At 65.3% G+C, this 25,353-nt stretch carries 29 protein-coding genes; 12 read left to right on the forward strand and 17 right to left on the reverse strand.

Features of this window, described 5'->3' with window-relative positions; translation table 11 throughout:
- The first annotated feature begins 5 nt into the window (after positions 1 to 5).
- From VHA82_RS22155 to VHA82_RS22185, 7 genes are all read left to right on the forward strand, one after another.
- Positions 6 to 998: a 4,5-dihydroxyphthalate decarboxylase gene (locus VHA82_RS22155; protein ID WP_325547339.1), complete on the forward strand. Its 993-nt coding sequence runs from the start codon at positions 6 to 8 to the stop codon at positions 996 to 998.
- Positions 999 to 1,011: 13 nt separating this feature from the next.
- The gene (locus VHA82_RS22160; RefSeq protein WP_325547340.1) at positions 1,012 to 1,293 is read left to right on the forward strand and encodes a YciI family protein; all 282 of its coding nucleotides are present in this window, start codon (positions 1,012 to 1,014) and stop codon (positions 1,291 to 1,293) included.
- Positions 1,294 to 1,309: 16 nt separating this feature from the next.
- Positions 1,310 to 2,299, forward strand: a complete 990-nt coding sequence (locus VHA82_RS22165) for a dihydrodipicolinate synthase family protein (protein WP_325547341.1) — start codon at positions 1,310 to 1,312, stop codon at positions 2,297 to 2,299.
- Positions 2,300 to 2,313: 14 nt separating this feature from the next.
- A complete protein-coding gene (locus VHA82_RS22170; protein WP_325547342.1) occupies positions 2,314 to 2,877 on the forward strand; it encodes a hypothetical protein in 564 nt (187 codons plus the stop codon).
- 13 nt (positions 2,878 to 2,890) lie between these two features.
- Entirely contained in the window at positions 2,891 to 4,015 is a 1,125-nt protein-coding gene (locus tag VHA82_RS22175; protein ID WP_325547343.1) for a cupin domain-containing protein, read from the forward strand.
- Between the two features lie 10 nt (positions 4,016 to 4,025).
- On the forward strand, positions 4,026 to 4,640 hold the full coding sequence (locus VHA82_RS22180) for a flavin reductase family protein (protein WP_325547344.1): 615 nt from the start codon (positions 4,026 to 4,028) through the stop codon (positions 4,638 to 4,640).
- A 61-nt stretch (positions 4,641 to 4,701) separates the two neighbouring features.
- Entirely contained in the window at positions 4,702 to 5,661 is a 960-nt protein-coding gene (locus VHA82_RS22185; RefSeq protein WP_325547345.1) for a PDR/VanB family oxidoreductase, read from the forward strand.
- Between the two features lie 53 nt (positions 5,662 to 5,714).
- Here the strand turns inward: VHA82_RS22185 and VHA82_RS22190 are convergent, their stop codons facing one another.
- Positions 5,715 to 6,500 carry an SDR family oxidoreductase gene (locus VHA82_RS22190; protein WP_325547346.1) on the reverse strand — a complete coding sequence of 262 codons (786 nt, stop codon included), beginning with the start codon at positions 6,498 to 6,500 and terminating at the stop codon, positions 5,715 to 5,717.
- On the opposite strand from VHA82_RS22190, the gene hpaH reads away from it, so the two are divergent.
- Positions 6,433 to 7,425: a 2-oxo-hept-4-ene-1,7-dioate hydratase gene (hpaH, locus tag VHA82_RS22195; RefSeq protein WP_325547347.1), complete on the forward strand. Its 993-nt coding sequence runs from the start codon at positions 6,433 to 6,435 to the stop codon at positions 7,423 to 7,425. The genes VHA82_RS22190 and hpaH overlap by 68 nt on opposite strands.
- Before the next feature lie 10 nt (positions 7,426 to 7,435).
- On the opposite strand, the gene VHA82_RS22200 is transcribed toward hpaH, so the two are convergent.
- The 4 genes from VHA82_RS22200 to VHA82_RS22215 form a co-directional block, all read right to left on the reverse strand.
- A complete protein-coding gene (locus VHA82_RS22200; protein ID WP_325547348.1) occupies positions 7,436 to 8,413 on the reverse strand; it encodes a tripartite tricarboxylate transporter substrate binding protein in 978 nt (325 codons plus the stop codon).
- A gap of 15 nt (positions 8,414 to 8,428) precedes the next feature.
- Positions 8,429 to 9,166: a class II aldolase/adducin family protein gene (locus VHA82_RS22205; protein WP_325547349.1), complete on the reverse strand. Its 738-nt coding sequence runs from the start codon at positions 9,164 to 9,166 to the stop codon at positions 8,429 to 8,431.
- 113 nt (positions 9,167 to 9,279) lie between these two features.
- Positions 9,280 to 10,257, reverse strand: a complete 978-nt coding sequence (locus VHA82_RS22210) for a tripartite tricarboxylate transporter substrate binding protein (RefSeq protein ID WP_325547350.1) — start codon at positions 10,255 to 10,257, stop codon at positions 9,280 to 9,282.
- Positions 10,258 to 10,264: 7 nt separating this feature from the next.
- The gene (locus VHA82_RS22215; protein WP_325547351.1) at positions 10,265 to 11,548 is read right to left on the reverse strand and encodes a Rieske 2Fe-2S domain-containing protein; all 1,284 of its coding nucleotides are present in this window, start codon (positions 11,546 to 11,548) and stop codon (positions 10,265 to 10,267) included.
- A 95-nt stretch (positions 11,549 to 11,643) separates the two neighbouring features.
- On the opposite strand from VHA82_RS22215, the gene VHA82_RS22220 reads away from it, so the two are divergent.
- Positions 11,644 to 12,390: an SDR family NAD(P)-dependent oxidoreductase gene (locus VHA82_RS22220; protein ID WP_325547352.1), complete on the forward strand. Its 747-nt coding sequence runs from the start codon at positions 11,644 to 11,646 to the stop codon at positions 12,388 to 12,390.
- A gap of 4 nt (positions 12,391 to 12,394) precedes the next feature.
- Here VHA82_RS22220 and VHA82_RS22225 read toward each other — a convergent pair whose 3' ends face one another.
- From VHA82_RS22225 to VHA82_RS22235, 3 genes are read right to left on the reverse strand one after another with little or no spacing between them, the layout of a single operon-like run.
- Positions 12,395 to 12,889 (reverse strand): aromatic-ring-hydroxylating dioxygenase subunit beta, encoded by a 495-nt coding sequence (locus VHA82_RS22225; RefSeq protein WP_325547353.1) that lies wholly within the window; start codon positions 12,887 to 12,889, stop codon positions 12,395 to 12,397.
- On the reverse strand, positions 12,886 to 14,262 hold the full coding sequence (locus VHA82_RS22230) for an aromatic ring-hydroxylating oxygenase subunit alpha (RefSeq protein WP_325547354.1): 1,377 nt from the start codon (positions 14,260 to 14,262) through the stop codon (positions 12,886 to 12,888). Before VHA82_RS22230 ends, VHA82_RS22225 begins: the two co-directional genes overlap by 4 nt.
- Positions 14,263 to 14,273: 11 nt before the next feature.
- Positions 14,274 to 15,146, reverse strand: coding sequence for a class II aldolase/adducin family protein (locus VHA82_RS22235; protein WP_325547355.1), 873 nt, complete (start codon positions 15,144 to 15,146; stop codon positions 14,274 to 14,276).
- 111 nt (positions 15,147 to 15,257) lie between these two features.
- Here VHA82_RS22235 and VHA82_RS22240 point away from each other — a divergent pair, with 111 nt between their 5' ends.
- The 3 genes from VHA82_RS22240 to VHA82_RS22250 all read left to right on the forward strand — a co-directional run bounded on the left by VHA82_RS22240 (position 15,258) and on the right by VHA82_RS22250 (position 17,731).
- Entirely contained in the window at positions 15,258 to 16,211 is a 954-nt protein-coding gene (locus tag VHA82_RS22240) for a tripartite tricarboxylate transporter substrate binding protein (protein WP_325547356.1), read from the forward strand.
- The gene (locus tag VHA82_RS22245; protein ID WP_325547357.1) at positions 16,204 to 17,223 is read left to right on the forward strand and encodes an NAD(P)-dependent oxidoreductase; all 1,020 of its coding nucleotides are present in this window, start codon (positions 16,204 to 16,206) and stop codon (positions 17,221 to 17,223) included. Before VHA82_RS22240 ends, VHA82_RS22245 begins: the two co-directional genes overlap by 8 nt.
- Positions 17,224 to 17,461: 238 nt before the next feature.
- Positions 17,462 to 17,731 (forward strand): hypothetical protein, encoded by a 270-nt coding sequence (locus VHA82_RS22250; RefSeq protein ID WP_325547358.1) that lies wholly within the window; start codon positions 17,462 to 17,464, stop codon positions 17,729 to 17,731.
- A 23-nt stretch (positions 17,732 to 17,754) separates the two neighbouring features.
- Here the strand turns inward: VHA82_RS22250 and VHA82_RS22255 are convergent, their stop codons facing one another.
- The 9 genes from VHA82_RS22255 to VHA82_RS22295 form a co-directional block, all read right to left on the reverse strand.
- A complete protein-coding gene (locus VHA82_RS22255; protein WP_325547359.1) occupies positions 17,755 to 18,738 on the reverse strand; it encodes a PdxA family dehydrogenase in 984 nt (327 codons plus the stop codon).
- 7 nt (positions 18,739 to 18,745) lie between these two features.
- Entirely contained in the window at positions 18,746 to 19,240 is a 495-nt protein-coding gene (locus tag VHA82_RS22260) for an aromatic-ring-hydroxylating dioxygenase subunit beta (protein ID WP_325547360.1), read from the reverse strand.
- Positions 19,233 to 20,558: an aromatic ring-hydroxylating oxygenase subunit alpha gene (locus VHA82_RS22265; RefSeq protein WP_325547361.1), complete on the reverse strand. Its 1,326-nt coding sequence runs from the start codon at positions 20,556 to 20,558 to the stop codon at positions 19,233 to 19,235. Before VHA82_RS22265 ends, VHA82_RS22260 begins: the two co-directional genes overlap by 8 nt.
- Before the next feature lie 3 nt (positions 20,559 to 20,561).
- On the reverse strand, positions 20,562 to 21,533 hold the full coding sequence (locus VHA82_RS22270) for a tripartite tricarboxylate transporter substrate-binding protein (RefSeq protein WP_325547362.1): 972 nt from the start codon (positions 21,531 to 21,533) through the stop codon (positions 20,562 to 20,564).
- Between the two features lie 124 nt (positions 21,534 to 21,657).
- Positions 21,658 to 22,359: a transglutaminase family protein gene (locus VHA82_RS22275; RefSeq protein ID WP_325547363.1), complete on the reverse strand. Its 702-nt coding sequence runs from the start codon at positions 22,357 to 22,359 to the stop codon at positions 21,658 to 21,660.
- On the reverse strand, positions 22,346 to 23,593 hold the full coding sequence (locus tag VHA82_RS22280) for an acyl-CoA dehydrogenase family protein (protein WP_325547364.1): 1,248 nt from the start codon (positions 23,591 to 23,593) through the stop codon (positions 22,346 to 22,348). Before VHA82_RS22280 ends, VHA82_RS22275 begins: the two co-directional genes overlap by 14 nt.
- Positions 23,590 to 24,216: a 2-hydroxychromene-2-carboxylate isomerase gene (locus tag VHA82_RS22285; protein WP_325547365.1), complete on the reverse strand. Its 627-nt coding sequence runs from the start codon at positions 24,214 to 24,216 to the stop codon at positions 23,590 to 23,592. The genes VHA82_RS22280 and VHA82_RS22285 overlap by 4 nt, the downstream gene beginning before the upstream one ends.
- Before the next feature lie 108 nt (positions 24,217 to 24,324).
- Positions 24,325 to 24,990, reverse strand: coding sequence for a TetR/AcrR family transcriptional regulator (locus VHA82_RS22290; RefSeq protein WP_325547366.1), 666 nt, complete (start codon positions 24,988 to 24,990; stop codon positions 24,325 to 24,327).
- 41 nt (positions 24,991 to 25,031) lie between these two features.
- Complete coding sequence (locus tag VHA82_RS22295; protein WP_325547367.1) at positions 25,032 to 25,346, reverse strand: 2Fe-2S iron-sulfur cluster-binding protein; 315 nt, start codon at positions 25,344 to 25,346, stop codon at positions 25,032 to 25,034.
- Between the last annotated feature and the right edge of the window lie 7 nt (positions 25,347 to 25,353).

The raw sequence follows: 25,353 nt of genomic DNA on the forward strand, positions 1-25,353 counted from the left end.
GTCGCATGCCGAAGCTGACCCTGAGCATCGCGGTCGGAGACTACGACCACACCCGCGACCTGCTGAGCGGGGACACAACTGCCGAAGGCATGGAGCTCGTCGTCGCGAAGAGGCGCCCGGTCGAAGAGATTTTCCATCGCTTCACCGCCTATCGCGAGTGGGACATCTCCGAGATGTCCTTTGCGAAATATGTGGCTCTGGCATCCGTCCCCGACTGCGACATCGTCGCGATCCCGGTGTTTCCGTCGCGCGCGTTCCGCCATTCGTCGATCTATGTCAGGCAAGACAGCGAACTGGCTTCACCTTCGCAATTGCGCGGCAAATGCATCGGCGTCCCCGAGTGGGCGCAGACCGCCTCGGTCTACACACGCGGCATGCTTTCACGCGACTATGGCGTGCCTCTTGCCGAAGCCCGTTGGGTCCAGGCCGGCGTGAATCAGGCCGGACGCAAGGAAAAAGTGGGGCTGCGGCTGCCGCAGGGCGTGGAATGTCGCAGCGTTCCCGACCAGTCGCTCAACGACTTACTGCTTCGAGGGGAAGTCGATGCAGTCTTCTCCGCACGGCCGCCGGCCGCGTTTCTCGAGGCAAAGCCGCGCCTTCGCCGGATGTTCGCCGATTCGCGCCAGGAAGAACTCGCGTACTGGAAACGCACCGGCATCTTCCCGATCATGCACGTCGTGGCGGTTCGTCGCGCGGTCCTCGACGCGCATCCGTGGGTCGCGATGAACCTGCTCGACGCATTCGAGGAGGCGAAGCGCCGCAGCCTTGAACGCATCTCGGACATCACGGCCTCGACCGTGCCCCTGCCCTGGATACCCTCCTATGCCGACCAGGCCAAAGCCATCCTGGGCGAGGATTTCTGGCCGTACGGCATCGAAGCGAACCGCGCCACGCTCGATGCATTTCTGGGCTTCGCGCATGAACAAGGCGTTTGCGGCCGCCTTCTGGATGCCGCGGAAATCTTCGCGCGCACGACGGCGACGCGGGTGAAAGTGTGAAGGAGCAACTGCAATGAAGAAATTCGCTGTCATCTACCGGATCCTGAGCGTCGAGTCGAGCAACGCGTTGCGGCCGAAGCACGTCGAATACCTCAAGTCGCTCATCGCCGCCGGCCGGGTCGTCGACGGAATGAAATTTCCGGACTACTCCGACGGGTGCATCCAGGGAGTGCTGATCTGCCAGGCGAATTCGAAAGAGGAAGTGAAGGCTTGGTTCGACAAGGACCCGGTCATCGCCGGCGGCGCCCGGACCTACGAGATTCGCGACTACGAACCGATGTCACTGAAAGCCTGAAAGCAAAGGAATCGACATGCTGAGCGCAAAGGATATCCGCGGCGCGTACGCGATCATGCCGACGCCCGCCCTGCCCGGCGCGGAGCGCCTCGACGCGCGCGCGACGGTGAACCTCCAGGAAACCGAGCGCCTGGTGAACTGCCTGATCGACGATGGCTGCGACGGCCTCATCGCCCTGGGCACGACCGGCGAATGCCCGACCCTGTCGCAGGACGACTATGAAAGCTTCGCCGCCTGCGTGGTCGAAACGGCGCGGCGGCGCGTACCGACATTCATCGGTACCACGGCCGCATCGGGGCATGAAGTGTGGCGGCGGATGGCATTCATCCGCAAGCTCGGGGCCGAGGGCACGCTGCTGGGCATGCCGCATTGGCAGCCCATGACGGCGGACGCGGCCGTTCGCTATCTCGCGGAGCTATCGGGCGGCTTCCCGGAAGTAGCGATCATGGTGTATGCCAACCAGCGCGCATTCCGGTTCACTTTTCCCGATGAATTCTGGGAGGCCGTCGTGCGTTCGGCGCCCACGGTCACCTCGGCGAAATACGCGATGCCGCGCGACCTTCGCAAGCTCGTCCAGATCACGCAAGGACGCGTGAACATCATCCCGAACGAGATGACCATCCCGAAGTTCGTCGCCGAGAGTCCCGAGACGACGATTGCCTGCTGGGCCACCGCCGCGAGCATGGGGCCCCAACCGGTCGTGGCGCTGATGAGGGCGCTGGCGAGCGGCGATTCGGCGCGGGCGAAAGAGCTGGACGCGGCGATCGCGTGGGCCAACCAGCCCATCGAGCCCATCGTGTTCAACCCCGAAGTGTTCGCGCTGTGCAATATCCAGCTGGAAAAGACGCGGATCGAAGCGGCCGGCTATTGCAATCCGGGCCCCGTACGCCCGCCCTACGGGCCCATGACGGACGCACAGACGGCGGCATCCGTCGAATGTGGCCGGCGCTGGTCCCGCCTGTGCGGGCACCTTCGCGCGGGAACGCCTCTCGCGTCGCTGTACTGACCGGGGACACACCGATGCAACACGCCTGGATTCCCCGCATCGAGAGGGCGCAGATGCCGCAGGATCTTGCCGACTACCTGGAGCCGCGCGTGCGGCGCCTCGGCTATCTCGGCGAAATGTTCCAGGTGGGCGCGAATGCGCCGCAGGTCCTGCAGCACTTCCTCCATCTAACGGATGCGCTGAAAGAGGGCTTGGCCTTCGATATCGGCGAGACGGTCGTGCTCACTGTCGCCGGCTGGATGGACAACGCCTACGAGCGAAACCAGCACGAGCGTCTCTGCGTGCGAACCGGTCTGGGCAGCGACTGGCTGCGCGAGGTCGAGCGGCTGTTGCCCGACGACGCGCTGGGGCTGACCCCCGGCCAGCGGGCGGCGCAGCGCTTCGCGCTCGCTGCCCTCGAAAGCCGGGGCAAGAACGTCGAGGCCGCTTTCTCCGCCTTGCAGGAGCATTTCACCGCGGCGGAAGCGGTGACGCTGGTCTTCCTGGTCGGCCGCTATGTCACCCACGCCCTGGTCGTGAACACGTTCCAGCTGGCGCCCCCCGTCCCTTCCGTCTTCGAGGACGGTTTCCAAGCTTGAGGAAGGAAAGCGAATGAGCGCGTTGAAAAAAGAGTTTGCCGCCACGGGCGCACTTTTCACCGACATCTCCGGCAAGCCGGCCGAAGATGCCAATTCCTACTGGGCGCCGGTGGTCATCACCCGAGCGCAGATCGACGCGGAAATCGAGCGGCTCTGCTCGATCCCCAAGCCCGGCAATGGGTGGCGCCAGTCACTCATCACCCATCCCATGGCGCCCGCGCGGGCGCCCGGGCTCGCACCCGGCATCCAGGTCCGGCTGAGCGTGCTGCTGCCGGGCGAAAGCACGCAGCAATTCCGCCACAACGCCACCGAGGTGAATTTCTGCATCGCCGGCGAAGGCGAGACCCGCATCGGCGGAAAGGTCATCCGACACCGCCAGTACGACGTGTGGAACCACCCGTCGTATTCGGCATACACGCATCACAACACCTCGCGCAAACCGGTCGTCAAGCTGACCTACTCGAACGCGCCCCTGCTTCAGAACCTGCAGGTGTACTTGGCCGATGAGGAGCCCGTCTCGCAGGAAGCGGGGCCGGTGCCGGACCACGCACGGACCGATGACCCCACGCGCAAGAGCCCGTTCGGCACGTTTGCCATCGGCGATGAGGGCGGCATGCTCATGCCGTACGAAACGCTCATCAATCCGGTCGCCGCGGAATCGAAGGCTCTGCACTTTCCCTGGGAACAGGTGAAAGCGGAGCTCGACAAGCTTGTCGCTCTCGGAAAGTCGTATGTCGGGCGGCGTCTCTACATGATGTACAACCCGCTCACGACCCGGTTCAACGGGATCACGCCGAGCTTCTTCGCGACCATGACGATCCGCCCCGGCGGCATCGTGGACCGCCCGCACAGGCATGTGTCCGCGGCAATCAACTACTACTTCAAGGGCCGCGGGTTCAGCATGGTCGCAGGGAACCGTTACGAGTGGGGCCCGGGCGACCTCATGCTGTCCGCGCCGGGCTGGGCCGTGCATAACCACGCGTCGTACGAGGAGCAGGTCTACGAGCTCACCGTCCAGGACCAGCCCTTGCACATCTACATGGAATCCCTTCTCTGGCAGGAAGACCTGAAGCACGCACCGCAATTGCTCGGATCCCGCCCGGGCTTTTCCACCAATCGCGACAAGCTGGCCGCGTAGCGGGCCGCCGATGCTCTTCGACACCAGCAAGGAGTGGCCGAGCTCCATCTTCAACGCCATCGTCGCGCCCCGCCCCATCGGGTGGATCTCGACCTGCGACGCAGCGGGCAACGTGAACCTCGCGCCGTTTTCGTACTTCAATGCGATCTCCGCCACGCCGCCCATGGTGGTCTTTGCGTGCAATGCTCCCGCGGATCGCAAAGAGAAAGACACGTTGGCCAACGTACGCGCCACGGGCGAGTTCTGCGCGAACCTTGCGAGCTTCGATCTGCGGCACGCAATGAACACCACTTCCGCGACCGTTGCCACCGGCACGGACGAGTTTGAACTGGCGGGCCTGCAGAAGGCGGCGAACACGAAGATCCGAACGCCGAGGGTCGCGGCCTCGCCGGCGGCGCTGGAGTGCGTCGTGATCCGGATCGTCGACCTCATGCCGGAGTCGCCTCGCGAACGTCACTGCGGCCTCGTGATCGGGCGCGTGGTCGCGGTGCACGTGGCGGACGAGTACCTCACGGACGCCGGCCGCTTCGACTCTGCCCGCGCGCGGCCGCTCGCGAGGCTCGGCGGCTACAACTACACCGCGGTGGAGTCGCTCTTCGAAATGGGCCGGCCCGACGCGAAATAGCGCGCCTCGGGCGCCAGAATATTGACACCGAAGTCTGATTTCGAACCTTTTCGTCAAACTCATGGACACGCACCAGGTCAAGGTCGCGCGCCGGATGCAGGAAACGCCCGACATCTGCGTGCTGGAACTCGTCGCCTGCGACGGCGCCCCGCTGCCTTCGTTTTCAGCGGGTTCCCACGTCGATGTCTTCCTCGCGGGCGACATGACTCGCCAGTATTCGCTTTGCAACGACCCGTCGGACCGCCACCGATACATGCTGGGCGTGCTGAGGGAGCAGGCGGGGCGCGGCGGCTCCGCCGCGATGCATGCCCTGCAGGTCGGCGACACGCTGAAGATCAGCACCCCCAAGAACCACTTCGCGCTCGCGGGAACGGAGAACCGGTCCCTGCTCATCGCAGGTGGCATCGGTGTCACGCCGATACTTTGCATGGCGGAGCGCCTCTCGGTCCTGGGCGCGGACTTCGAGATGCACTACTGCACGCGCAGCGAGGAGCGTACCGCGTTTCGCAGGCGCATCGGCGAGTCTGCGTTCGCGGATCGTGTGCGATTCCACTTCGACGACGGCGCGCCCAGCCAGTGGTTCGACCTTGCCCGCGTCCTCTCGGATCAACCTGCCGGCACGCAACTCTATGTCTGCGGGCCCAAGGGGCTCATGGATGCCGTACTCGAGGCGGCGAGGAAATCCGGCTGGCCCGAGGACCGGCTGCACTACGAATTCTTCGCCGGCGCGGCGCCCGTTGCGATCGACGGCGATTCACCGTTCGACGTGAAGATCGCGAGCACCGGCCAGGTGATCCGCGTGGACGCCGGAAAGACTGTTGTCGAGTGCCTCGCGGCTGCGGGAATCCATGTGGATACGTCGTGCGAGCAAGGAGTCTGCGGAACGTGCCTCACGCGCGTGCTGGAGGGCGAGCCCGACCACCGCGACATCTACCTCATGCCCGAGGAGCGCGCCCGCAACGACGCATTTCTGCCGTGCTGCTCGCGATCGAAAAGCCCGGTTCTCGTGCTGGACCTTTGATGGGTATCCTGCATGATCCGCAAGCCCGAACGAGCGCCAGCGGCTCGCGCCGGTCAGATCGAAGGGATCGCGCCGCCGTCGACGCGAACCACGGAGCCGGTGATGTACGACGCTCGCTCGCTCACCAGGAAAGCCGCGGCGGCGGCGTATTCCTCGGGGGTGCCGTAGCGCTTCATCGGGATCGCCGCTTCGTTCCTCGCGGTGACTTCATCGACGGGCTCACTCTTCTTGCCGGCGGTGAATTCGTCGAGGAACCGCAGGCGCGCGGTTGCGATCTTTCCCGGCACGATGATGTTGGATGTGACGCCGTCGCGTGCGATTTCGGCCGAAAGGGTTTTCGACCAGTTCACCAGGCTGGCGCGCAACGTGTTCGAAATCGCGAGTGCGGGGATGGGCACCGTGATTCCCGAAGACGTACTCGTGAGGATGCGGCCCCATCGCTGCTCGCGCATGTGGGGCAGGAAACGGTCCGTGATCTTGATGACCGACAGAACCATCGCCTCGAATTGGGCCTTCCACAGGTCGGCGGGCTGCGCAGCGGCAGGCGTCGGCGGAGGCCCGCCCGTGTTGTTCACCAGCACATCGATCTTGCCCAGCGCCGCTTCGACAGCGGCGGCTCTCTCGTCGATCACCGCGAGGTCGGCCAAGTCCCATGCAATGGCAAACGATGTGCCTCCCGACTTCGAGATGGCATCGGCGGTGGAATGGAGCGCATCGAGACGCCGGCCCGCAAGCGCGACGTGGGCGCCTTCGGCAGCAAGTTCCTTCGCGATGGCCGCACCCAGCCCGCTTCCGGCGCCGAACACCAGAGCTTTCCTTCCACGCAATCCGAGATCCATCGGTCGTTCCTGTCGCCAAAGCCGCGCAACCGGCGCGCGCCTGATTCTAAGCCGGCTCCCGCAATGTGCATCGGCTGGGCACCTTCGACCCGCTTTCCCGACCCGACATGAGGAGATCCCATTGCCATTGAATCCCGAGACCATCCAGGCGCTGGCCGAAGAGCTGCACCACAGCGAGAAGACGCGAGTCCAGGTCGAGCACTTCTCTCGCAGGTTCCCGGAAATCAGCATCGCCGATGGCTACGCCATCTCTCGCGCCTGGGTCGCGATGAAGATCGCCGAAGGCCGCAAGCCCGTCGGGCACAAGATCGGTTTGACGTCCAGAGCCATGCAGCAGGCGAGCCAGATCGATGAGCCCGACTTCGGAACGCTGCTGGACGACATGCTGTTCCCGCCTGGCGACATCCCCTTTTCGCGCTTCATCGCGCCTCGGGTCGAGGTGGAACTGGCTTTCGTCCTGAAAGCGCCTCTGTCCGGAGAAAGCGTGACGCCACAGGATGTCGTTGCGGCCACGGAGTACGTGACACCCGCTGTCGAAATCATCGACGCGCGCATCGAACAGTTCGATCGCCACACGCGCCAGATGAGAAGGGTCCAGGACACGATCAGCGACAACGCCGCGAATGCCGGCCTGGTCATGGGCGGCCACCGGGTCGACCCCCGCGGCGTCGACCTTGCGTGGACAGGTGCGATCTTGCGCCAGAACGGTGTCGTCGAGGAAACAGGCCTCGCGGCGGGCGTCCAGGGCGATCCTTCGATCGGCGTGGCCTGGCTCGCGCGGAAGCTGGCGCCCTGGGGCGAATCCCTTCGCGCCGGAGAGATCGTCCTCGCGGGATCCTTCACCCGGCCCGTGGCCGCAAGGCAAGGCGACCGGTTCGATGTCGACTATGGCGCGCTCGGTCGGTTCGAATTCCGCTTCGTGTGAAGTTTCGCCGTCACTCGACCACGATATTCTTGTCGCGAACGAGCTTGCCCCAGGTTTCAAGTTCGGAGCGGATGGTCGTCGTCACACGTTCCGGCCTGCCGCCCAGGATGGTGAGTTCGCCCGCGGGGGAGATGTGCTTGACGACCGCGGGATCGGCGAGGATGCGATTGACCTCGGAGTTGAGCTTCGCGATGACGGAGGGCGGCGTCCCTGCGGGGGCCACGAGCGAGATCCACGTGGACATCTCGAAACCCGGCCCGATCGCCTCCGTCATCGTCGGCACATCCGGCAGGACGGGCAAACGCTTCGGGCTGGTCGCGGCAATGGCACGCACCTTTCCCGCCTTGATGAGCGGCATGATGTCGAGCACCGACGAGAACAGCGCGTCCACGTGCCCACCGGCCAGGGCAGTCATCGCCGGAGCGCTCCCGTTGTAGGGGACGTGCTGGATGTCCAGGTTGAGACGGCTCTTGAGAAGTTCCATCATGAGGTGCGTGCCGGTCCCGAAACTGTTGCTCGCGTAGCTCGCCTTCCCTCCCCGCGCCCTCACGTATGCAATCAGGTCGTTCATGGTCCATATCTTCGATTCGGCGTTGACGACCAGCAGGTTCGGCGCCTCGACCAGCAGGGCGATGGGTGAAAAGTCCCGTATGCTGTCGAACGAGGCCAGCTTCGGGTTCACGAGAAGCGCGGTCACGCTCTGGGTCTGTCCGCCGATCAGCAGGGTATAGCCATCCGGCTTCGCCTTCGCCACGAACGAGGAGCCGACGATTCCGCTGCCGCCGACGCGGTTCTCCACGATGAAGGGCTGTTTCAGTCCGGCCTGCAGTTGCTCGGCCATGATCCGCGCGATGCGGTCGAAATAGCCGCCCGGTGGATACGGGACCACGATCTTCACGAGCTGTTCCGGATATCGGTCCGCTTGTGCGATCGCCAGGCACGGCACGGCCAGCCACACGGCCAGCAACAGTCTGCGAGCGACATTCATCGGGTGCTTTCAGGTTCAGAGCTTGTAGGATGGATCGATGCGGTCCAGCAGCCGGTCGAAAGCGGCGCGCTCCTGGGCGGCCACTTGGCGGCGGATCGCCGTGTTCTGCGCGGCGCTGTGCTCGCAGATCGCTGGGGGCGGAAGCTCGTATTCGGCCCCGCTGCCGTGGACGAGGAGCTGCGCTTCGCAGCAAAGCAGGAGCGCCAGCATCGTGGACACGGCCTCCGCCGCGCCTTCGCCGCAAGTGAGCAAGCCATGATTGCGCAGGACCATGGCCGTGTTGCTGGGGCCCAGGTCGGAGGCAAGCGTTCGCGCTTCGTCGAGCTCCGTCGCGAAGCCTTCGAAATCGTGATAAGACAGCCGCTTGTAGAAACGCATCGCGTTCTGGTTGAGCGGCAGCAGCTCCCGCTTCAGGGCGGCGAACGCGATGCCGACGGCCGTGTGCACGTGCAACGTGCAATGGATGTCCGGGCGCGCGTTGAGTATCGCCGTGTGAATGACGAACCCCGCGGTGTTGACGTCTTCTTCGAACGTGGCGGGCTTGCCGTCGAGCCCGAGCTTGATCAGGTCCGACGCTCTCACCTCGGAGAAGCACAGGCTGTGCGGCTTGACCAGAAAAGATGACTCGCCCGGCACGCGCAAGGCGATGTGGTTGTAGATCAGATACTCCCAGCCATAGTGGGCCGCCAGCCGATAGGCGCCCGCGAGTTCGATGCGCGCCGCGCGCTCCGCTGCCGATTTCGATGCACCCATCACCATCTCCTATGGACGAAATCGATGCTATGCAGGACGGGAAAGCCTGGCAATCTGCATCGCAGGATCAACAACGCTTCGCTCGTGGCGGACCCGCAGCTTGCGTCGCCGTGCTATCCGAGCTTGATGCCCGCTTCGCGGGTCTGACGGGTCAGGAAGGTGATTTCGTCGCGAATGTAATGAGCGAGTTGCTGGGAGTTCATCGGCTGCCCGGGTTCTATCCCGGCGTTCGCGACCACGCGCCGCAGCTCCGCGCGCTGAAGAAGGCGCGCGACTTCCCCTGAAAGCCGCTCCACGATTTCCGCAGGCGTGCCCGACGCGACGTACATCCCGATCCAGCCCGTGAAATAACCGAACGACGGGTAGCCGGCTTCGACGACTGTCGGGATTTCCGGCGCGCCCGTGGCGCGACGGGGTTCGTAGGTCGCGAGAATCCTGATCTTTCCCGACCTTGCGTGTGGAAGGTAGGAGCTGAGATCTCCCGATGCGCTTTCGAGCTCGCCGCTCATGAGCGCGAGCGCCGCCGCCGCCGAGCCGCGGTAGGGCACGTGGGTCATGGGCACGCCCGTGGCGTGCGCGAGCAACTCCGCAGCGAGGTGATTGCCCGAGCCGCTGCCGGGGTTCCCGCAACTCACCTTGACTCCTCTCGCCTTCGCCCACGCGACGAATTCGGTCAGCGTACTCGCGGGGATCGAAGCATGGATCGCGAACACCGAGGGGATGATGCCGAGCTGCGAGATCGGGATGAGATCGGCCGCGACATCGTACGGCTGCTTGCGAAAGAGCCCGCCGGTTGTGATGGGGCCGTTCGGTGTGACGAGTACCGTGTATCCATCGGCGGGACGGCGCAGGACGCTGGACACTCCGAGTTCGCCTCCCGCACCCGGCACGTTCTCGACGGCGACGGCCTGGCCCCAGGCTTCGCCGAGCATCGTGCCCACCGTCCTGGCCATGAGATCCGCGCTGCCCCCGGGAGCGAATGGCACGACGAAGCGCAGTGCTCTCGATGGATAGGACTGTGCGAATGCATGCCAGACGCTCATGCCCGCGACAGCCGCCGCGGCCGCCGAGAAGGATCTTCTTGAAATCATCGTGGGATCAAGTGGATAGGAAGGGCACGCCCTCGCGAGCGATGAGCGATTCGCGCACCGCCTCGACGGGTGCGCAGTCCAGTGGCAGCAGGGCCGTCGCGGAACGCACGCGCTGCGCCCGAGGCCGCAGCCCCGGCGGCTCGGCGCCCCCTTGCAGCGCGGTCGCGGCATCGAGCAAGCGCCGCCTCGCAGCGACGATGGCTTTGTCGCTCGAAACCAGGTGCTCCCGTCTGCGGTCCTGGATGGGGCCCATGCTTTCCTGCAGCGACGCGTCCTGCATGGCGACGCCTTCGATGCCGCTGTACGACCGCCGCGAGCGCTGCGCGTCACGGTTCATGAGGTAGTCGTTCTGCCGGTTCGCGACAGGCCTGAAGGTGCCCGGAACCAGCTTCGCATGCATGCCTTTGCCCTCGGCCGCACCTTCGCGCTCGGAGGGCGTCAAGGGCCGGCCGGGGTGGTAGTCGTACGTCCACACCCAGCAATGCTCGTCGTCGATCGGGACCCAGAAGTGCCCGTGCACGGCATGCTCGGCAAACGGCGGGATCAGCGTGAAACAAGGCATGACCCATTGCATCAGGCGCCAATAGGCGTTTCCGTCTTCGGCCGGCCTTGCGTACGCGATGACGAGGCCGCCCTCGGTGCGTTGGACTTCCGTCTTCACCTCGAGATCGGCACGGATGTATTTCGCGGTATTGCTGGAGCCGATCAAAGGATCGTGCCTGAGTTCGCTGCTGTGCAGAAACCCGACGTGATGCGGATCGATGCCGCCTTCCATCGCCTGGAGAAAATTGGTCTCCTGCAGGCGCTTGCCGACGTAACGGTGAGGGTCCGGCACCATGGCGAACTCGAACTCGGGCAACGCCGGGCGCGAGTCCGCGGGCCCCATGTAGATCCAGATCACGCCGCCTCTTTCGACGAGCGGGTACGACTTGAGTCCCATTCGCTGGTGCAGCGTGCTTCCCGGCGCCTCGGACGGCACTTCGAGGCAGTGCCCGTTCACGTCGTACTTCCACCCATGGTACGGGCAGCGCAAGCCGCCCTCCTCGTTGCGGCCGAACCAGAGGGACACACCGCGATGGGCGCAGAACTCGTCGACGGCGCCCAGCCGCCCTTCGCTGTCCCGAAACGCGATCAACCTCTCCGAAAGCAGCTGGACCCTCACCGGGTCGCCGCCCGGGCCGTCGAGCTCCTTCGCGAGCAGGGCCGGCAGCCAGTACCTGCGAAACAGCTCTCCCATCGGGGTGCCGGGGCCCGTGCGTACAAGCTGCTCGTGTTGTTCGTCTCTGTTCATATCGGTCCTCGAATCTACTGGCGCCCTCGACCGCCATCAATCTTGATCCACCATCAACATTGACCGGCTTCCCCGCGCTCCATAGACTGCCTCGCATGGAACACCGGGACCTGCGTCGAGGCGCCATCGTGATATTCGGCGGGGCCAGCGGGATCGGCCTGGCCGTCGCGAGGCTCGGCGCGGACATTTACTCGAGCGTGGTGATCGCAGACATCCACGAAGGCCAGGCCGGCATCGACATCGTTGCCGCGGGGCGGGCGCAGTCGAGGCGCTGCGACGCATCCGATCCCCGCCAGGTGAAGCATCTGCTGGCCGAGGTCCGAAAGGAAAGCGGAATGCTCGCTGCCGTCGTGACGACGGTCGGCGGGGCGCGTTTGGCCGACCCCCTGGCGCTGGACCTGGACGGATGGCGCAGCCAGATCACGTTCAATCTCGACACGGCCTATGTCGTGGCGACAGCGGCAGCGGGCATCATGGTCGAGCAAGGCGAAGGCGCGATCGTCACCACGGCATCCACCTATGCGAACGTCCCTCGCCCGGACCGCATCGCCTACACCGCCGCGAAGGCCGGAGTGATCGCGTTCACCCGTTCGCTCGCGATGGCCGTGGCGGGAAAGGGCGTGCGCGTGAACTGCGTCGCGCCGGGAAGCACCGATACGCCCCGCCTGCGCGCGATGACCGGCGAGGGCAAAGCGTGGGAGGACAAGCTCAACAGCACGCCGCAGGGGCGCATCGCCTCGACCGACGATGTCGCAAGGGTCATCCTCTACCTCGCGTCCGCGGATGCCGCTTCGGTGGCCGGGCAAGTGCTTTGGGTGAACAACGGCGCCTACATGCCCTAGCGCCTCAGATGTCGTAGAAGTCCAGGGCGGCGGGCATGTAGTCGTTCAGCATGACGATCTTCTTGCGGGAGATGCGCTTCTCGCCGGCATTCTCGGTCAGCCGATGCTCGTACCGCCCGAATTGCATGCGCACTTCGCGTGATTTCGTGAGGAACTCGTTCACAACCCAGTTCGAGTACACCTGAACCGATCCATCGGCGGCAGGTTCGATGCGGACGTTGGCGATCGAGTGCTGTGTGCGGGGCAACGGAATCGACGCCACCGACTTGCCCGATTTGACGCGGCTCACGCGATCCTCCAGGCCCGCGCGCGTGCGATAGTAGATGAGCGACAGTTCGGCGCGGGGATTGGCGGTGAGTTCGTGCTCGGACTTCCATGCGGGCAGCCAGAACTCGCAGTCGGCCGTGTAGAGCGCCAGCCAGTCGTCCCAACGCTGCGCATCCAGCATCGCCGCTTCCTGGTAGAGGAACGCCGCGCAGGATTCGGCGGTCCACGTCATGGCCGCGCTCCCCGCGCTCCCCGCGATTCGTCCGGTTCGCCGCGCGCGAGCCCTTCGCGCATCAGGCGCAGCCACTCCCGGTAGCTGGAATGGAAAACGGTTTCGTCGCCGGTGCTGAAATGCCCGGACATGCTGGTGTCCGGCTGGATGGAGAGTTCGCGCGCGTATCGATCCGCGCCTTTCTCGACGCATGCCAGGCCGCGCGCATAACCTTGCTGCCAATCGACCGCGGCCGCGGCGTAGCCGTCCTGGCAATCTTCATAGGAGACGTTGTCGTCGGGCGTCGCCATCCCGGTCGCGTTGTAGAAGTCCTCGAATTGCCGGATTCGGTATTCGCGGGCGTGTTCGGGCTCGCCGACCGGAGCCACGCAATACAGGCGCATTTCGGTTCGATCGACCGCGAGCGGGCGGATCACCCTCATGAGCATCGCCGCGTTGTTGGCCAGTTGCATGTTGGGATAGACCGTGAGGTTGTTGCTGCCCAGCATCCACCGCGTCGTCGCCTCGCCCACCCGCGCGCGCAGGGCGTCGACCTGCGCATAGAGCGGGCGTATCTCGGGGGCCGGGTTTTCCCCCCACACGACAGCGTGGCCGCGCGGAAAGGTGAAACTTCCTCGCACGAGCGTGGGCGAGCGCCAGGAACTCGAATCGACCGTCCGCAGCGCATATGCCGATTCGCCCGAACGCCGGCGTTCGTTGATGGCAAGGAAGCTTCGATGCGTGGTGGTCAGGTGGTAGACATCCGAACAATTCTCGATCTGCAGCTTCCAGTTCGCGCGAAAGGTGTAGACCGAATTTCCGGGGACCAGTTCGACGCCTTGCGGGCTCTGGTCCACGACGAGGTCGAGAAACTTGCGCGCGCCGCCAAGATGCTCCTCGATCGAGGGTACGTCGGCGAAGGCGCTTCCGAAGAGGAAGCCGCGATAGTTCGCGAATGCGGCCAGAGGAGCCAGGTCGTGGCTGTCCTCGTCGAATGCCGGCGTGTACGCCCCATGTTTCTTCTCTTTCACGTCGACGTTGCGCCCGGATGAGTCGTAGGCCCACCCGTGGTAGTGGCACACATGGACGCGAGCGTTGCCCTTTTCCGTGTGGCAGACCAGCGCGCCGCGATGACGGCAGGTGTTGTAGAAGGCGCCCAGTTTCCCGGCGCCGTCGCGCATGACGAGCACGGGCTGCCGGCCGATCCATGCCGACAGGTAGTCGTGAGGGTGGGGCACCTGGCTGGCAAGCCCGAGGAATATCCAGGTGCGCCCGAAAATGTGCTTCATCTCCAGATCGAAGACGTCGGGGTCGGTGAAGATGCTGCGGTGGACCGAGAAACGGCCATCTGCGGCCCGGTCGTCCACGTAGTCCTCAAGGCTGAATGCATTCATGGTCGATGACTTCAATTGGCGTAACCTGGCGCGATCTCGTCCAGGAGCCGCAGGTAGGCGGCCCTTTCGTGCCCTGCGGTCTGAAGGAGAATTTGCTCGAACTGCGCCGCGCTGCGGGCGCAAACGGCGGGCTCGGGCAAAACCATCTCGGCACCTGACGCTTCCAGCATCAGCTGCGTTTCGCAGCATTGCACGAGCGCGCGCATGGTGGCGACGGCCTCGTACGCGGTGGCGCCGCAGGTGAGCAAGCCGTGGTTGCGCAGGATCATTGCCTTGTTGCGCGGCCCGAGATCGCGCGCCAGCGCCTGGCGTTCCTCCACTTCCGTGGCGAACCCCTCGAACGGGTGGTATGAGATTCGCTCGTAGAAGCGCATCGCCGACTGCGTAAGCGGCAACAACCCCCGCGCGTGCGCCGACATCGCCATGCCCGGCACGGTGTGAACGTGCAGCGTGCAGTTCACATCGGGCCGTTCATTCAGGATCGCGGTGTGGATGACGAACGCGGCAGTATTGACGTTCTCTCCGAAAGTCATGGGCTTGCCGTCGAGCCGCAGCTTCAGGAGGCTGGAGGCCGTGATCTCGCTGAAGCGCAACGCATGCGGCTTCACGAGGAAGCAAGGCTCCCCCGGGACCCGAAGCGCGATATGGTTGTAGATGAGCGGCTCCCACCCGTAGTGCGAAGCAAGCCGGTACGCGCCGGCCAGCTCGATGCGGGATTGCCGCTCGCGCTGCGTGCAAAAGCTTTGCGCGGGCGCTTCAAGGTCGCTCTGCTCCATGCGCAGATTCTGGTCAGTGCACCGATGCGCATCAATCTTGATTGAAGACTCAATCTCCCGTGGAGCGCCGCGGGCACGGCGAGTGTGCGGCCGCACGGGTTGAGCCACCGATCAACGTTGACGCATCGCCCCGCGCGGACCTAGATTGCCACGTGCCTTCGCGCTTTGACGATGGCGGGAAAGAAACCGGTGACAAGAGCACAGCTTCGTTTCGCGGTCATGGCCGCGCTCGTGGGCGCGGCGGCCCTCGGCTTCAACAGCGCGCTGGCCCAGGCATATCCCGCCAAGCCCATTCACATCATCGTCCCCTACCCCCCGGGCGGCAGTTCCGACCTGCTCGCAAGAACGCTGGGCACGCGGCTCACTTCGAGCCTGGGTCAACCCGTCGTGGTGGAGAACATCGCCGGGGCCGCGGGCGAAGTCGGCGTCTCGACGGCAGCGCGCCGTGCTCCCGACGGCTACACCCTCCTTGTCACGCCGAACGGCGCGATCACGACGGGGCGTTTCTTCAAGAAGCAACCCTACGATGCACTTGTCGACCTGGCTCCCGTCGCCATGTTGGCCGAGATTCAGTCGGTGCTGGCGGTCAATCCCTCATTGCCGGTGAACACCTTGCAGGAATTCGTCGACTACGCCAGGGCGCGCCCCGGCATGCTGAACTACAGCAGCTCGGGCTCCGCATCCGCTCATTTCCTGTTCGCCGAAATCCTGCAGTACGCCGCGGGCATCAGACTCACGTCCGTCCCCTACAAGGGCGCATCGCCTGCGGCCCTGGCCGTGGCATCGGGCGAGGTCAACGCCGGCGTGTCGGACTTGACGTCCTTCGCACCGCTGAAGGCCGCAGGCAAGGTGCGAATCCTCGCCACGTTCAACCGGCGCCCTCCGACCCGTTCGCCGGAGATTCCCGCCGCGGCGGACATCGTCCCCGGAATGATGCCCATCGCAGGCTGGATCGGCGTCTTCGCGCCGGCGAAGACGCCCGCGCCGATCGTGGCTGCCTTGAACCGGGAGGTCAACGCCATCTTCGCGCGCCCGGATGTGCATGAGATGCTTTTCAGCGCGGGCGCCGAACCCGCGCAACCCATGAGCTCCGAGCAGTTCCGGGGCTATATCGCCGAGGAAGTGAACACGCTGGACCACCTCATCAAAGCGGCAGGGGTCAAGCTTGAGTAAGCACGTCGTTGTCGCCACGCTGGCCCTGGACGACGCGCAGCGCAAGCTCATCGAGGAGGAACTCGGCGACCAGGCCGAACTGGTCCCGCTGCCGGAGACCATGGACCTGCAATCGCGCGAACGGATGCTGCGGTCCGCCGCGGCGCTGATCTCCCGCAATATCGGCAAGGAACTCGGCGAGGCCGAACTTGCCATGATTTCGCAAGTGAAACTCGTGCAGTTCGTGACCTCGGGCGTGGACTTCATGCCGCTCGCCTGCCTGCCGCCGAACGTGCCGATCGCGAGCAACAGGGGTGCATACGCGCAGCCGATGGCGGAGCATGCGATGGCCCTGGCGCTGGCCGCATCCAAGCGCCTGCTCACCGAGCATGCATGCCTCACGAAGGGCGAGTTCAACATGTTCGAGGCCAATCGCCTCCTCGCCGGCAGCGTTTGCGGCATATTCGGCTTCGGCGGGATCGGCCAGGCCATCGCGCCACTTGCCCGCGCCTTCGGCATGAAGGTCCACGCCATCAACCGGCGCGGACATGCCGACGTGCCTGTCGACTGGATCGCGACGCCGCAAGCGCTCGATGAACTGCTGCGGGCCTCCGACGTGTTGGTGCTGTGCAGCCCGCTGACCGAGCGCACGCGCGGCTTGATCGGCAAGCGGGAACTCGACCTGATGAAGGACGCCGCGATCCTCGTGAACGTCGCGCGAGCCGACATCGTCGACGAGGCCGCGCTCTACGAGCGGCTCAAGGCCTCGCCCCGGTTCTGGGCATGTATCGATGCGTGGTGGATCGAGCCCGGCCGCCACGGCCGATTCGCGACGACGACTCCGTTGCTCACGCTGCCGAACGTCATCGGCTCTCCGCACAACTCGGCGTCGGTTCCAGGCGCATGGGCCGCCGCATTGAAGGAAGCCGCGCGGAACGTGCGCCGCGCTCTCGAAGGGAACATGCCGGCTCGCCTCGTCCCCGAGGAAGAGCGCGCGTACTCGAACAACTTGCGCGGCGGCGGGGTAAACTGAAAACGAACCGTGGTACGAACACTCCAGCATTTCCATGAGCGACAGAAAACATGCGGCCGAGGCTCCGTCCGCTTCCGCGGCTTGCACCCCACTCGGCTTCCAACCGATGGATGCGCTCCATGCGGAGTTCGAACACCTGCTGAGTTCGGCGAACGGCGTCGCGGTGCACGATTGGCCGCAGCTCCTGGCCCGGATCGATTCGCACCTGCGCGAACATTTCGCGGCGGAGGACCGGTGGATGTCCGAGACCGACTTTCCGCCTCGCGACTGTCACATCGACGAACATGCAGCCGTGCTGAAAAGCTCGGCCGAAGTTCTCGAGCTCGCGCGATCCGGCGACGTCCGGCATGCGCCCTCGTTCGTCGCCGAACTTGCGCGCTGGTTTCCAGGCCATGCCGACTATCTTGATTCCGCGTTGGCAGCCTGGATGTGCAAACGCCAGTTCGGCGGCAAGCCGGTGGTGTTTCACAAGCCCCGCGCCGAAAGCTCCGAAAAGGAAGGCGGATAGGTCATTCCGGCCTGGGCCGGGCGTTACCCGGGCCCGGAAAATCCGCGGCCGGCCGCGAGGGACGTCGCCGTGTGCAATGCCACGGTCATCCCCTGCGCACTCGCGACGCCGCGGCCCGCGATGTCGAAACCCGTGCCATGCGCCACCGAGACGCGCAGGTGCGGCTCGCCCAGCACGATCGCGCAACCCTCCCCGAAGTTCGCGGTCTTGACCGCGATGTGGCCCTGGTCGTGATAGTGCGCGACCACGCAGTCGTAGTCGCCCCGCGCCGCGAGGCGAAACACGGCGTCGGGTGCGATGGGCCCGCGCGCGTCGATGCCGCTCTCCACCGCCGAGCGAATCGCGGGCGCGATCTCGTCGCGCTCTTCGGGCCCCTGGCAATGGGGATTCAAACCCGCCACCGCGATGACCGGTGAGCGGAGCCCCCACTGAGCCAGTTTGTCGTGCACAAGGCGCAGCAGCGCCAGCAGTTCGACGGCCCGCACATGGTCGAGCATCTCGCGCAACGTGATGTGGTCCGTCAGGTGCACGATGCGAAGCCGGCCCGCAACGAGCATCAGGTGGGTCGGCGCGCCTCCCGCGAGCGACGGGATGGGACCGGTTCCCAGTGCGGCCTGGATCGCGCCGGAATGAATCGGCGCCTGGACGATCGCATCGGCCTCTCCGCGGTGGACGATTTCCGCGGCCAACGCGCGCCATTCGACAACGGCGCGCCCGCAGTCGGCCGACACCACCCCCGGCCGTATGTGCTTCGCATCGAGTGTTCCGGGGTCGAGCACTTCGAGAATGCCGGGCGCGTAGCTCGCATCGCGCGCGCGCGCGATTGCCCGGACTCGCGGGCCGCCGCCTCGCATCGACGATGCGGCGGCCTTCACGGCTTGCGCCGAACCGATCGCCAGCACGCGCGCACGCGGCGGCGATTCGGCCAGGGCCTTCACCAGGACCTCCGGGCCGATGCCGCAGGGGTCGCCGATCACGGTCGCGAGGATGGGCCCGGCAGGTGTCATGGCCCGCTCAGATGAGGTAGATGTCCAGAACGCCCGGCACGACGTCGTTCATCAAGAGGATTTTCTTGCGCCGGATGAGCCAGCCGTATTCGCCGCCCCGCTCCAGCGCGTATTCATACCGGCCCCAGAACTCGACCTGTTTCCCGTTGCGCCAGCTGCACACGCGCCAATTCGCCTTCGCGGCACAGCCGTCTGCGTCCACCAGGCAGCGGATGTTCGTGACGAAGTGGCAGGTGCGCGGCAACGGATGCGAGGCAACCGAGCGCTTCGACCGAATGCGGAACACGCGATCTTCCAGGCCGCTGCGCGAGTCGTAGTAGATGAGGGAGAGTTCATTGCCCGGATCTGAAGTCGGCACTTCCCCGTCCCACGCCGGAACCCAGTATTCGACCGAGGGCGAAAACAGCGCCAGCCATTCATCCCACAGTCGCTCGTCCAGGCACTCGGCTTCGCGCAGCAACAGCGCTTCCACCTGCCCGCGGGTGTCGGGCGAGCTAGCCATCGATTCCGCCCTCGGACAGGTACTGCGCCCACGCGCGGTACATGCCGACGAACAGGCCCTCGTCCTGTATCCATCCGCCGGACATCTTCGGCCGGATGCCGAGCTCCTGCGCAAAACGGTCGGGGCCTTCCACCTGATGTGCGGCGCCCCGGCTCATGTCGCTGAACCGGGGATGTTCGGCCGCGAAGGCTTGCTGCGACCGGTTGAAGATCTCCAGATCGTCCGGCGTCGCCATGCCGCTCGGATTGAAGAAGTCCTCGTAGAAGCGCAAACGCTTGCGGCGCTGGTCCGCGGGCTCGCCCGCCGGCGCGAATGCGTAGCCGGTGACCTCGGTCCGGTCGACGGCGATCGGCTGGATCACACGCAGCTGCGTGCTCATCTGGTCCATGATCATCAAATTGGGGAAGATCAGCAGGTTGCGCAGCCGGCCGACGGCCCATCTGGCGCGAACGCTCCCCATGCGCTGCTCGAACTCCGGCATCTGGCCGTAGTTGAAACGGTCCTGCGGATTGTCCCAGTCGCGCCAAATCATCAGGTGCCCGCGGCCGAGGTCGAAGAAGCCGCCATGCATGTCGCGCGGGTCATGCCGCATCTTCATCGAGCCCGGCCGGCTGCCCGCCGTGTCGCAACGCTTGCGGTTTTCGATGGTCGCGGAGAAATTCGCGTGCACCACCGGGGCGTGGTACCCGTCCACGGCATTTTCGGCCTGCAGTTTCCAGTTTCCGTCGTAGCTATAGGTCGAGACGCCCTTGAGAACCTCCCAGCCTCGCAGCGACTGGTCCACCAGCAAATCGATGCACGTGGACGCATCGCCGAGATGGTCGGCCAGCGAGATGGCGCCGGGATCGAGCGTGCCGAAAATGAAACCCCGGTAGCTGTCGATCTTCGCGACCGGCTCGAGGCCCAGGGTGGACTTGTCGAACGACGGTGGGTACGCGCCCGCGGCTTCCCCCGTGACGCCCACAAGGTCGCCGCCGCTGCCGAACGTCCACGCGTGATAAGGGCACACGATGGTGCGGGCCTGTCCCTTGGGCGCGGAAAGCAGCATCGCGCCTCGGTGCGTGCACGCGTTCATGAATGCGCGGATTTCACCGCGATCATCGCGGATCACGATGACCGGCTGCCGCCCGATGCGGCGGGTGACGTACGCGTGCGGTGTCGGCACCTCGCTCTCGTGCGCAAGATAAACCCACGTGCGATGCCAGATGCCTTGCATCTCGCGGTCGTACAAAGAAGCGCTGGTATAGGCGCGCCGGTCCAGCCGCGCCCGCCCATCTGCGCAAACCTCGAGCATCGACGAGGGCGCACGATCCGTCATTGCCTACTCGTCCAGCACCAAGCCGGATGCCTTGATCAGGGGCGAGAACTTCTCGCGGTCCGCACGCAGGGTCTGCGCGAACTCTTCGCTGGTGCTGCCGATCGGCTCGTAGGAAATTGCGCGGAGCCGCTGCGTCACCTCCGGTGTGCGTGCGGCAGCCGCGAACTCACGGCTCAGGCGATCGATCAGCGGCTTGGGGGTCCTGGCCGGCGCGAAAAAGCCGAACCAGCCTGTGCCCTGCACCTCGGGATAGCCGAGTTCCGTGAACGTCGGGACGTTGGGAAGGAATGCGGAACGCTTGCGCCCCGTTGTCGCGAGGAGCTTCGCATTGCGGGCACGAACCTGCGCGTCGAGCGTGTCGATCCCGGCGGGAATCTGGCCCGCCATGAGGTCGTTCGTGAGCGGGGCCGAGCCCTTGTAGCCGACGTGCGTCAGTTCGACCTTGATCTCACGGCCCACCTGCAGGCCAAGGAAGTGACCCAGGCCGCCGATCGAGGGCGATCCGAACACCGCGTTCCTCGGATCGCGCGCGGCCCATGCGGCGTATTCGCGCAGGTCTTTGACGGGGACGTTCGGTGCGGCGGCATAGGCAAGCTCGAACTCGAGTGCCTGGGAGATCGGGATGAAATCGTTGATCGGGTCATAGCCGGTGGTCTTCCACACCAGCGGGCCCGTCACCATGGTCACGGTGTTGCCGAGCAGCAAGGTCGTACCGTCCGGCGCTGCCCGATGAACGAACTGGGTACCGACCCGCCCGCTGGCCCCTGCGCGGTTTTCGACCACGAAGGGTTGCCCCATCGATTTCGCGAGCTGCTGCGCCATGAGCCGCGTCACGATGTCGCCGATGCCGCCCGGGGGGAATGTCACGACGAGCCGGGTGATGTTTTCCTGCGCCCGCCCGAGCGGCGGAACACAAACTGCAGCGGCCGCAAGGACGGCGGACTTGATGAGATGGCGGCGGGAAGGCTGGGCCAAGTGGACTCCGAAAATCGATAAAATTGACGATAGTGTCTAATTTTTATCGATTTTGTCTGGACCGCAATCCCCCGGCATTCGCGGAAACCCTAGGCGAATGCCGAGGCGCGTGCGCCGTGTCACCTCAGCTCGCGGTGGCCTCGGCCTCGAACGAAGCCCCCTGCGGGTGTGCCTGCCACATCGTCGGGGGGTAGTAGCCGAGGAAGTCTTCCGTGATGCGCGCATGCGGCAGGTCGGACCAGACCCCGTGGTCTCGCAGGTAGCTCATGTGCCGCGAGCCCTCCTGGTTGAACTGCTGCAGAACCGCATCATTGCGGCCGTCGAACTCGGTGGGAGGCACCTTCATGCGCGCACAGAGTTCCGCGTTGAATGCGGGCGCGGCCTTCACCCATCGCCCTTCGATGAAGAGAGCGGCCCAGCCATGGTGCAGGAACACTTCGCGTCCACCCATGGCCTGCCGCATGCGCGGTGAATTGAAATGATTGACCACGTCCGAAAGCGCGATCGCCGCCGGGATGCCCACGTGGCGGGCAGCCGAGGCCAGCAGTACCGCCTTCGGGATGCAGTAGCTGCGCATGTCTTGCAGCACCGTGCTTGCGCGGAACGACGCCCGATCCAGGCGGATCCCGTACGGGTCGTAGCGAACCTGGTCACGCACCGCGTAAAACAGACGAATCGCGCGCTCGCGCGCGTCGGAGGCGTCCCCGATGGCCCGCACCGCGAATGCGGCGACCGAAGCGCTGTCGTGATCGAGGAAGAACGTGGGCTGCAGGTACAGCGGCGAGGGCTCGGGCCACCCGTAGGGAGTGAATTCAGGTGTGTTCATGGCTGGAATGCGCAACGCGCGATGTTCGCTTCTCGTACTTGCCCAACTCCAGCCGCGCGATCTGGTTGCGATGGACTTCGTCGGGCCCGTCCGCGAGCCGCAGCAGGCGCGCGGTGGCATAAGCGCTCGCGAGCCCCACGTCATTGTTCGTCCCGCCCCCGCCGTATGCCTGGATCGCCCAATCGATCACCTTGCAGGCCATGGCGGGCGCGGCGACCTTGATCATCGCTATCTGGGTCTTTGCTTCCTTGTTGCCCACCGTGTCCATCATGCAGGCCGCCTGCAGCGTCAGCAGGCGGGCCTGGTCGATGAGGATGCGGGACTCGGCGATGCGCTCGGACCAGACGCCATGCTTGATGATGGGTGCGCCGAAGGCGACGCGCGACAGGCCGCGCTCGCACATCGTCTGCAAAGCCCGCTCGGCCAGGCCGACAAGGCGCATGCAATGGTGGATGCGACCCGGCCCCAGCCTGCCCTGCGCGATCTCGAAGCCGCGACCCTCGCCCAGCAACATGTTCGACGCGGGGACCCGCACGTTCTCGAAGACCACCTCGGAGGCGCGGTCCGGCACGCCATAGAAACCGAACACCGCGATCGGGCGGATCACCCGCACGCCCGGCGCGTCCATCGGCACCAGGATCATCGATTGCTGGCGGTGGCGGTCCGGGTTGTCGGGGTCCGTCTTCCCCATGAAGATGCAGATCTTGCAACGCGGATCGGTCGCGTTGGTCGTGTACCACTTGTGGCCATTGATCACGTATTCGTCGCCGTCGCGCACGATCAGCGACGCGATGTTGGTGGCGTCGCTCGAAGCAACTTGCGGCTCCGTCATCGCGAAACACGAGCGAATCTCGCCTGCCAGCAGAGGCTTCAGCCAACGCTCCTGGTGCGCCTTGCTGCCGTAGCGGGCCAGCACTTCCATGTTGCCCGTGTCGGGCGCGGAGCAGTTGAACACCTCGGGCGCCAGGTGGGACCGGCCCATGATCTCGCACAGCGGCGCGTACTCGAAGTTGGTGAGGCCGGCGCCCTGTTCGGACTGCGGAAGAAACAGGTTCCACAGCCCGGCCGCACGAGCCTTCGGCTTGAGTTCCTCCACGACCGGATAGACCGCCCACGGGCCCAGTCTTTCCGCTTCTTCATAGTAGCGACGCTCATTGGGGTAGACATGCTCCTCCATGAACTCGCCGACGCGCAGCTGCAGCTCCTTGGCACGTGGGGAAAACTCGAACATCAAGGCTCCTGGGTGAGGGGGCTGGCCCGGCGCTGCAGAAGTGCCTCGCGCACCAATCCCAGCCGGTCGTTGCCGAAATACATGTCGTCGCCGCCGACGAAGATGGTGGGGGTGCCGAAACCGCCCCGCTCCATGAGCTCGTCGGTGTTGGCGCGCAGTCTGGACTTCACTTCGGGCCTCTCGATCGCGGCCAGCAGCGGGGCGGCATCGATGCCTACGCGCGCGCAAAGCTCTCTCAGGCCCTCGAGCGTTCCCAGGTCGACCTGGTCTGCCCAATAGGTGCGGAATGCGGCATTGGCGAATTCGATCATGCGGCCCTGCTCCTGCATCACCACGCAGGCGCGCATCAGCCTCACGCTGTTCAGCGGGAACACCCTGTTCGGGAAGTGGACCGTGAGTCCTGCCTGCCTCGCCCAATCCTGGAGGTCCTTTTCGATGTACCGCTTCTTGGGAAGCGACCCGTGTTCACGGAATTCGAGGACGGCAGGGTTCACAGCGTTGAAGATGGCGCCCAGCAGCACGGGCCGGTAGTTCACCCGCACGTCCAGTTCGGCCGCGAGTTTTTGCATGTTGTGGAAGCCGAGCCACGTCCACGGGCTGCCGCAATCGAAGAAGAATTCCACCATGCCAGTCAGTTCACCAAGCACCGATCGCGCACAGGCACATCCGCCGCGGTCGGCTTGCGCCGCCCGGTCGGACCCGTTCAGCCATTCGGCTGCTCACGCTGGATTCGGTCACGAGTCTTTGGGTGGAGGGGCCAGGCCGTGCATCAGGCCGTCGAGCAGGACGACTCGCGCGGAGCGCACCAGGCCTTGCCCGTTCAGGGTATCGGAGCGGCAATACCACTCCACGAGAGTTCCATGTTGCAGCGCGAGGACCACCGCGGCGAGCTCACGCGCGTCGAGGTCGCTGCGGAATTCCCCTGCGGTGCAGCCGGCGCGGACGATCTTTTCCACGGATCGCACGAACGACTCGTAGATCGCGCGCACGCGCGTCTCGATCTCGGTGCCGGTGCCGCTGAACTCCAGCAGCGTCAGCGTGAACATCATGAGGTACTTCGTCTTGCTGCCGGCCAGGATCCCCTGGTTGTGGAGCGTTGCGACGAGCTTGTCCTTGTTGGTGGGGCCGGCGCCGGCCAGGCGGTCCGTGAGGCCGCCGATGAGAAGCTTCTCCACGATGTCCAGCAGAGCCAGCACCACGGCGGTCTTGTTCTCGAAGTGGAAGTAGATCGCGCCCTTTGTCAGGCCGGCACGCTTGGCGATGTCGTCCACGGTGGTGGCGTTGCACCCCCGTACGACCATCAGGTCGAGCGCCGATTCGAGGATACGGTCGATGCTCGCTTCCCTTTGCCCCCGCTTGGTCGGCGGCCGCTCCTGAATCCTGGGTGTGCTGTCGGTCATGGCGCCGGATTGTGCGTCCTCGGGGAAGGGGCGCTTCATGGCTACATGGTGGACGTGAGCTGAATTCGAATGCCTTCGAGCGCATCCGTCAGCTCGATCTGGCAGCCCAGCCGTGAATCGGCGGTGACGCCGAACGCGAGGTCCAGGGTGTCTTCCTCGTCTTCGGTTGGAGGGGGAAGCCTCGCGCGATCCGCAGCGCAGATCTTCACGTGGCAAGTGGCGCAAACCATCGAACCCCCACACGTCCCGACCATGGGCAAGTCATTGGCCTTGGCTGCCTCCAGGACGGTGGTGCCCGCAGCGACCTTGACGGCGTGCTCGGCGCCGTCCATCTGAACAAATGTCACTTTGGGCATGCAGGGT

It is taken from the genome of Ramlibacter sp. (genome assembly GCF_035548915.1).
In the GTDB taxonomy this organism is placed as follows: Bacteria; Pseudomonadota; Gammaproteobacteria; order Burkholderiales; family Burkholderiaceae_C; genus Ramlibacter.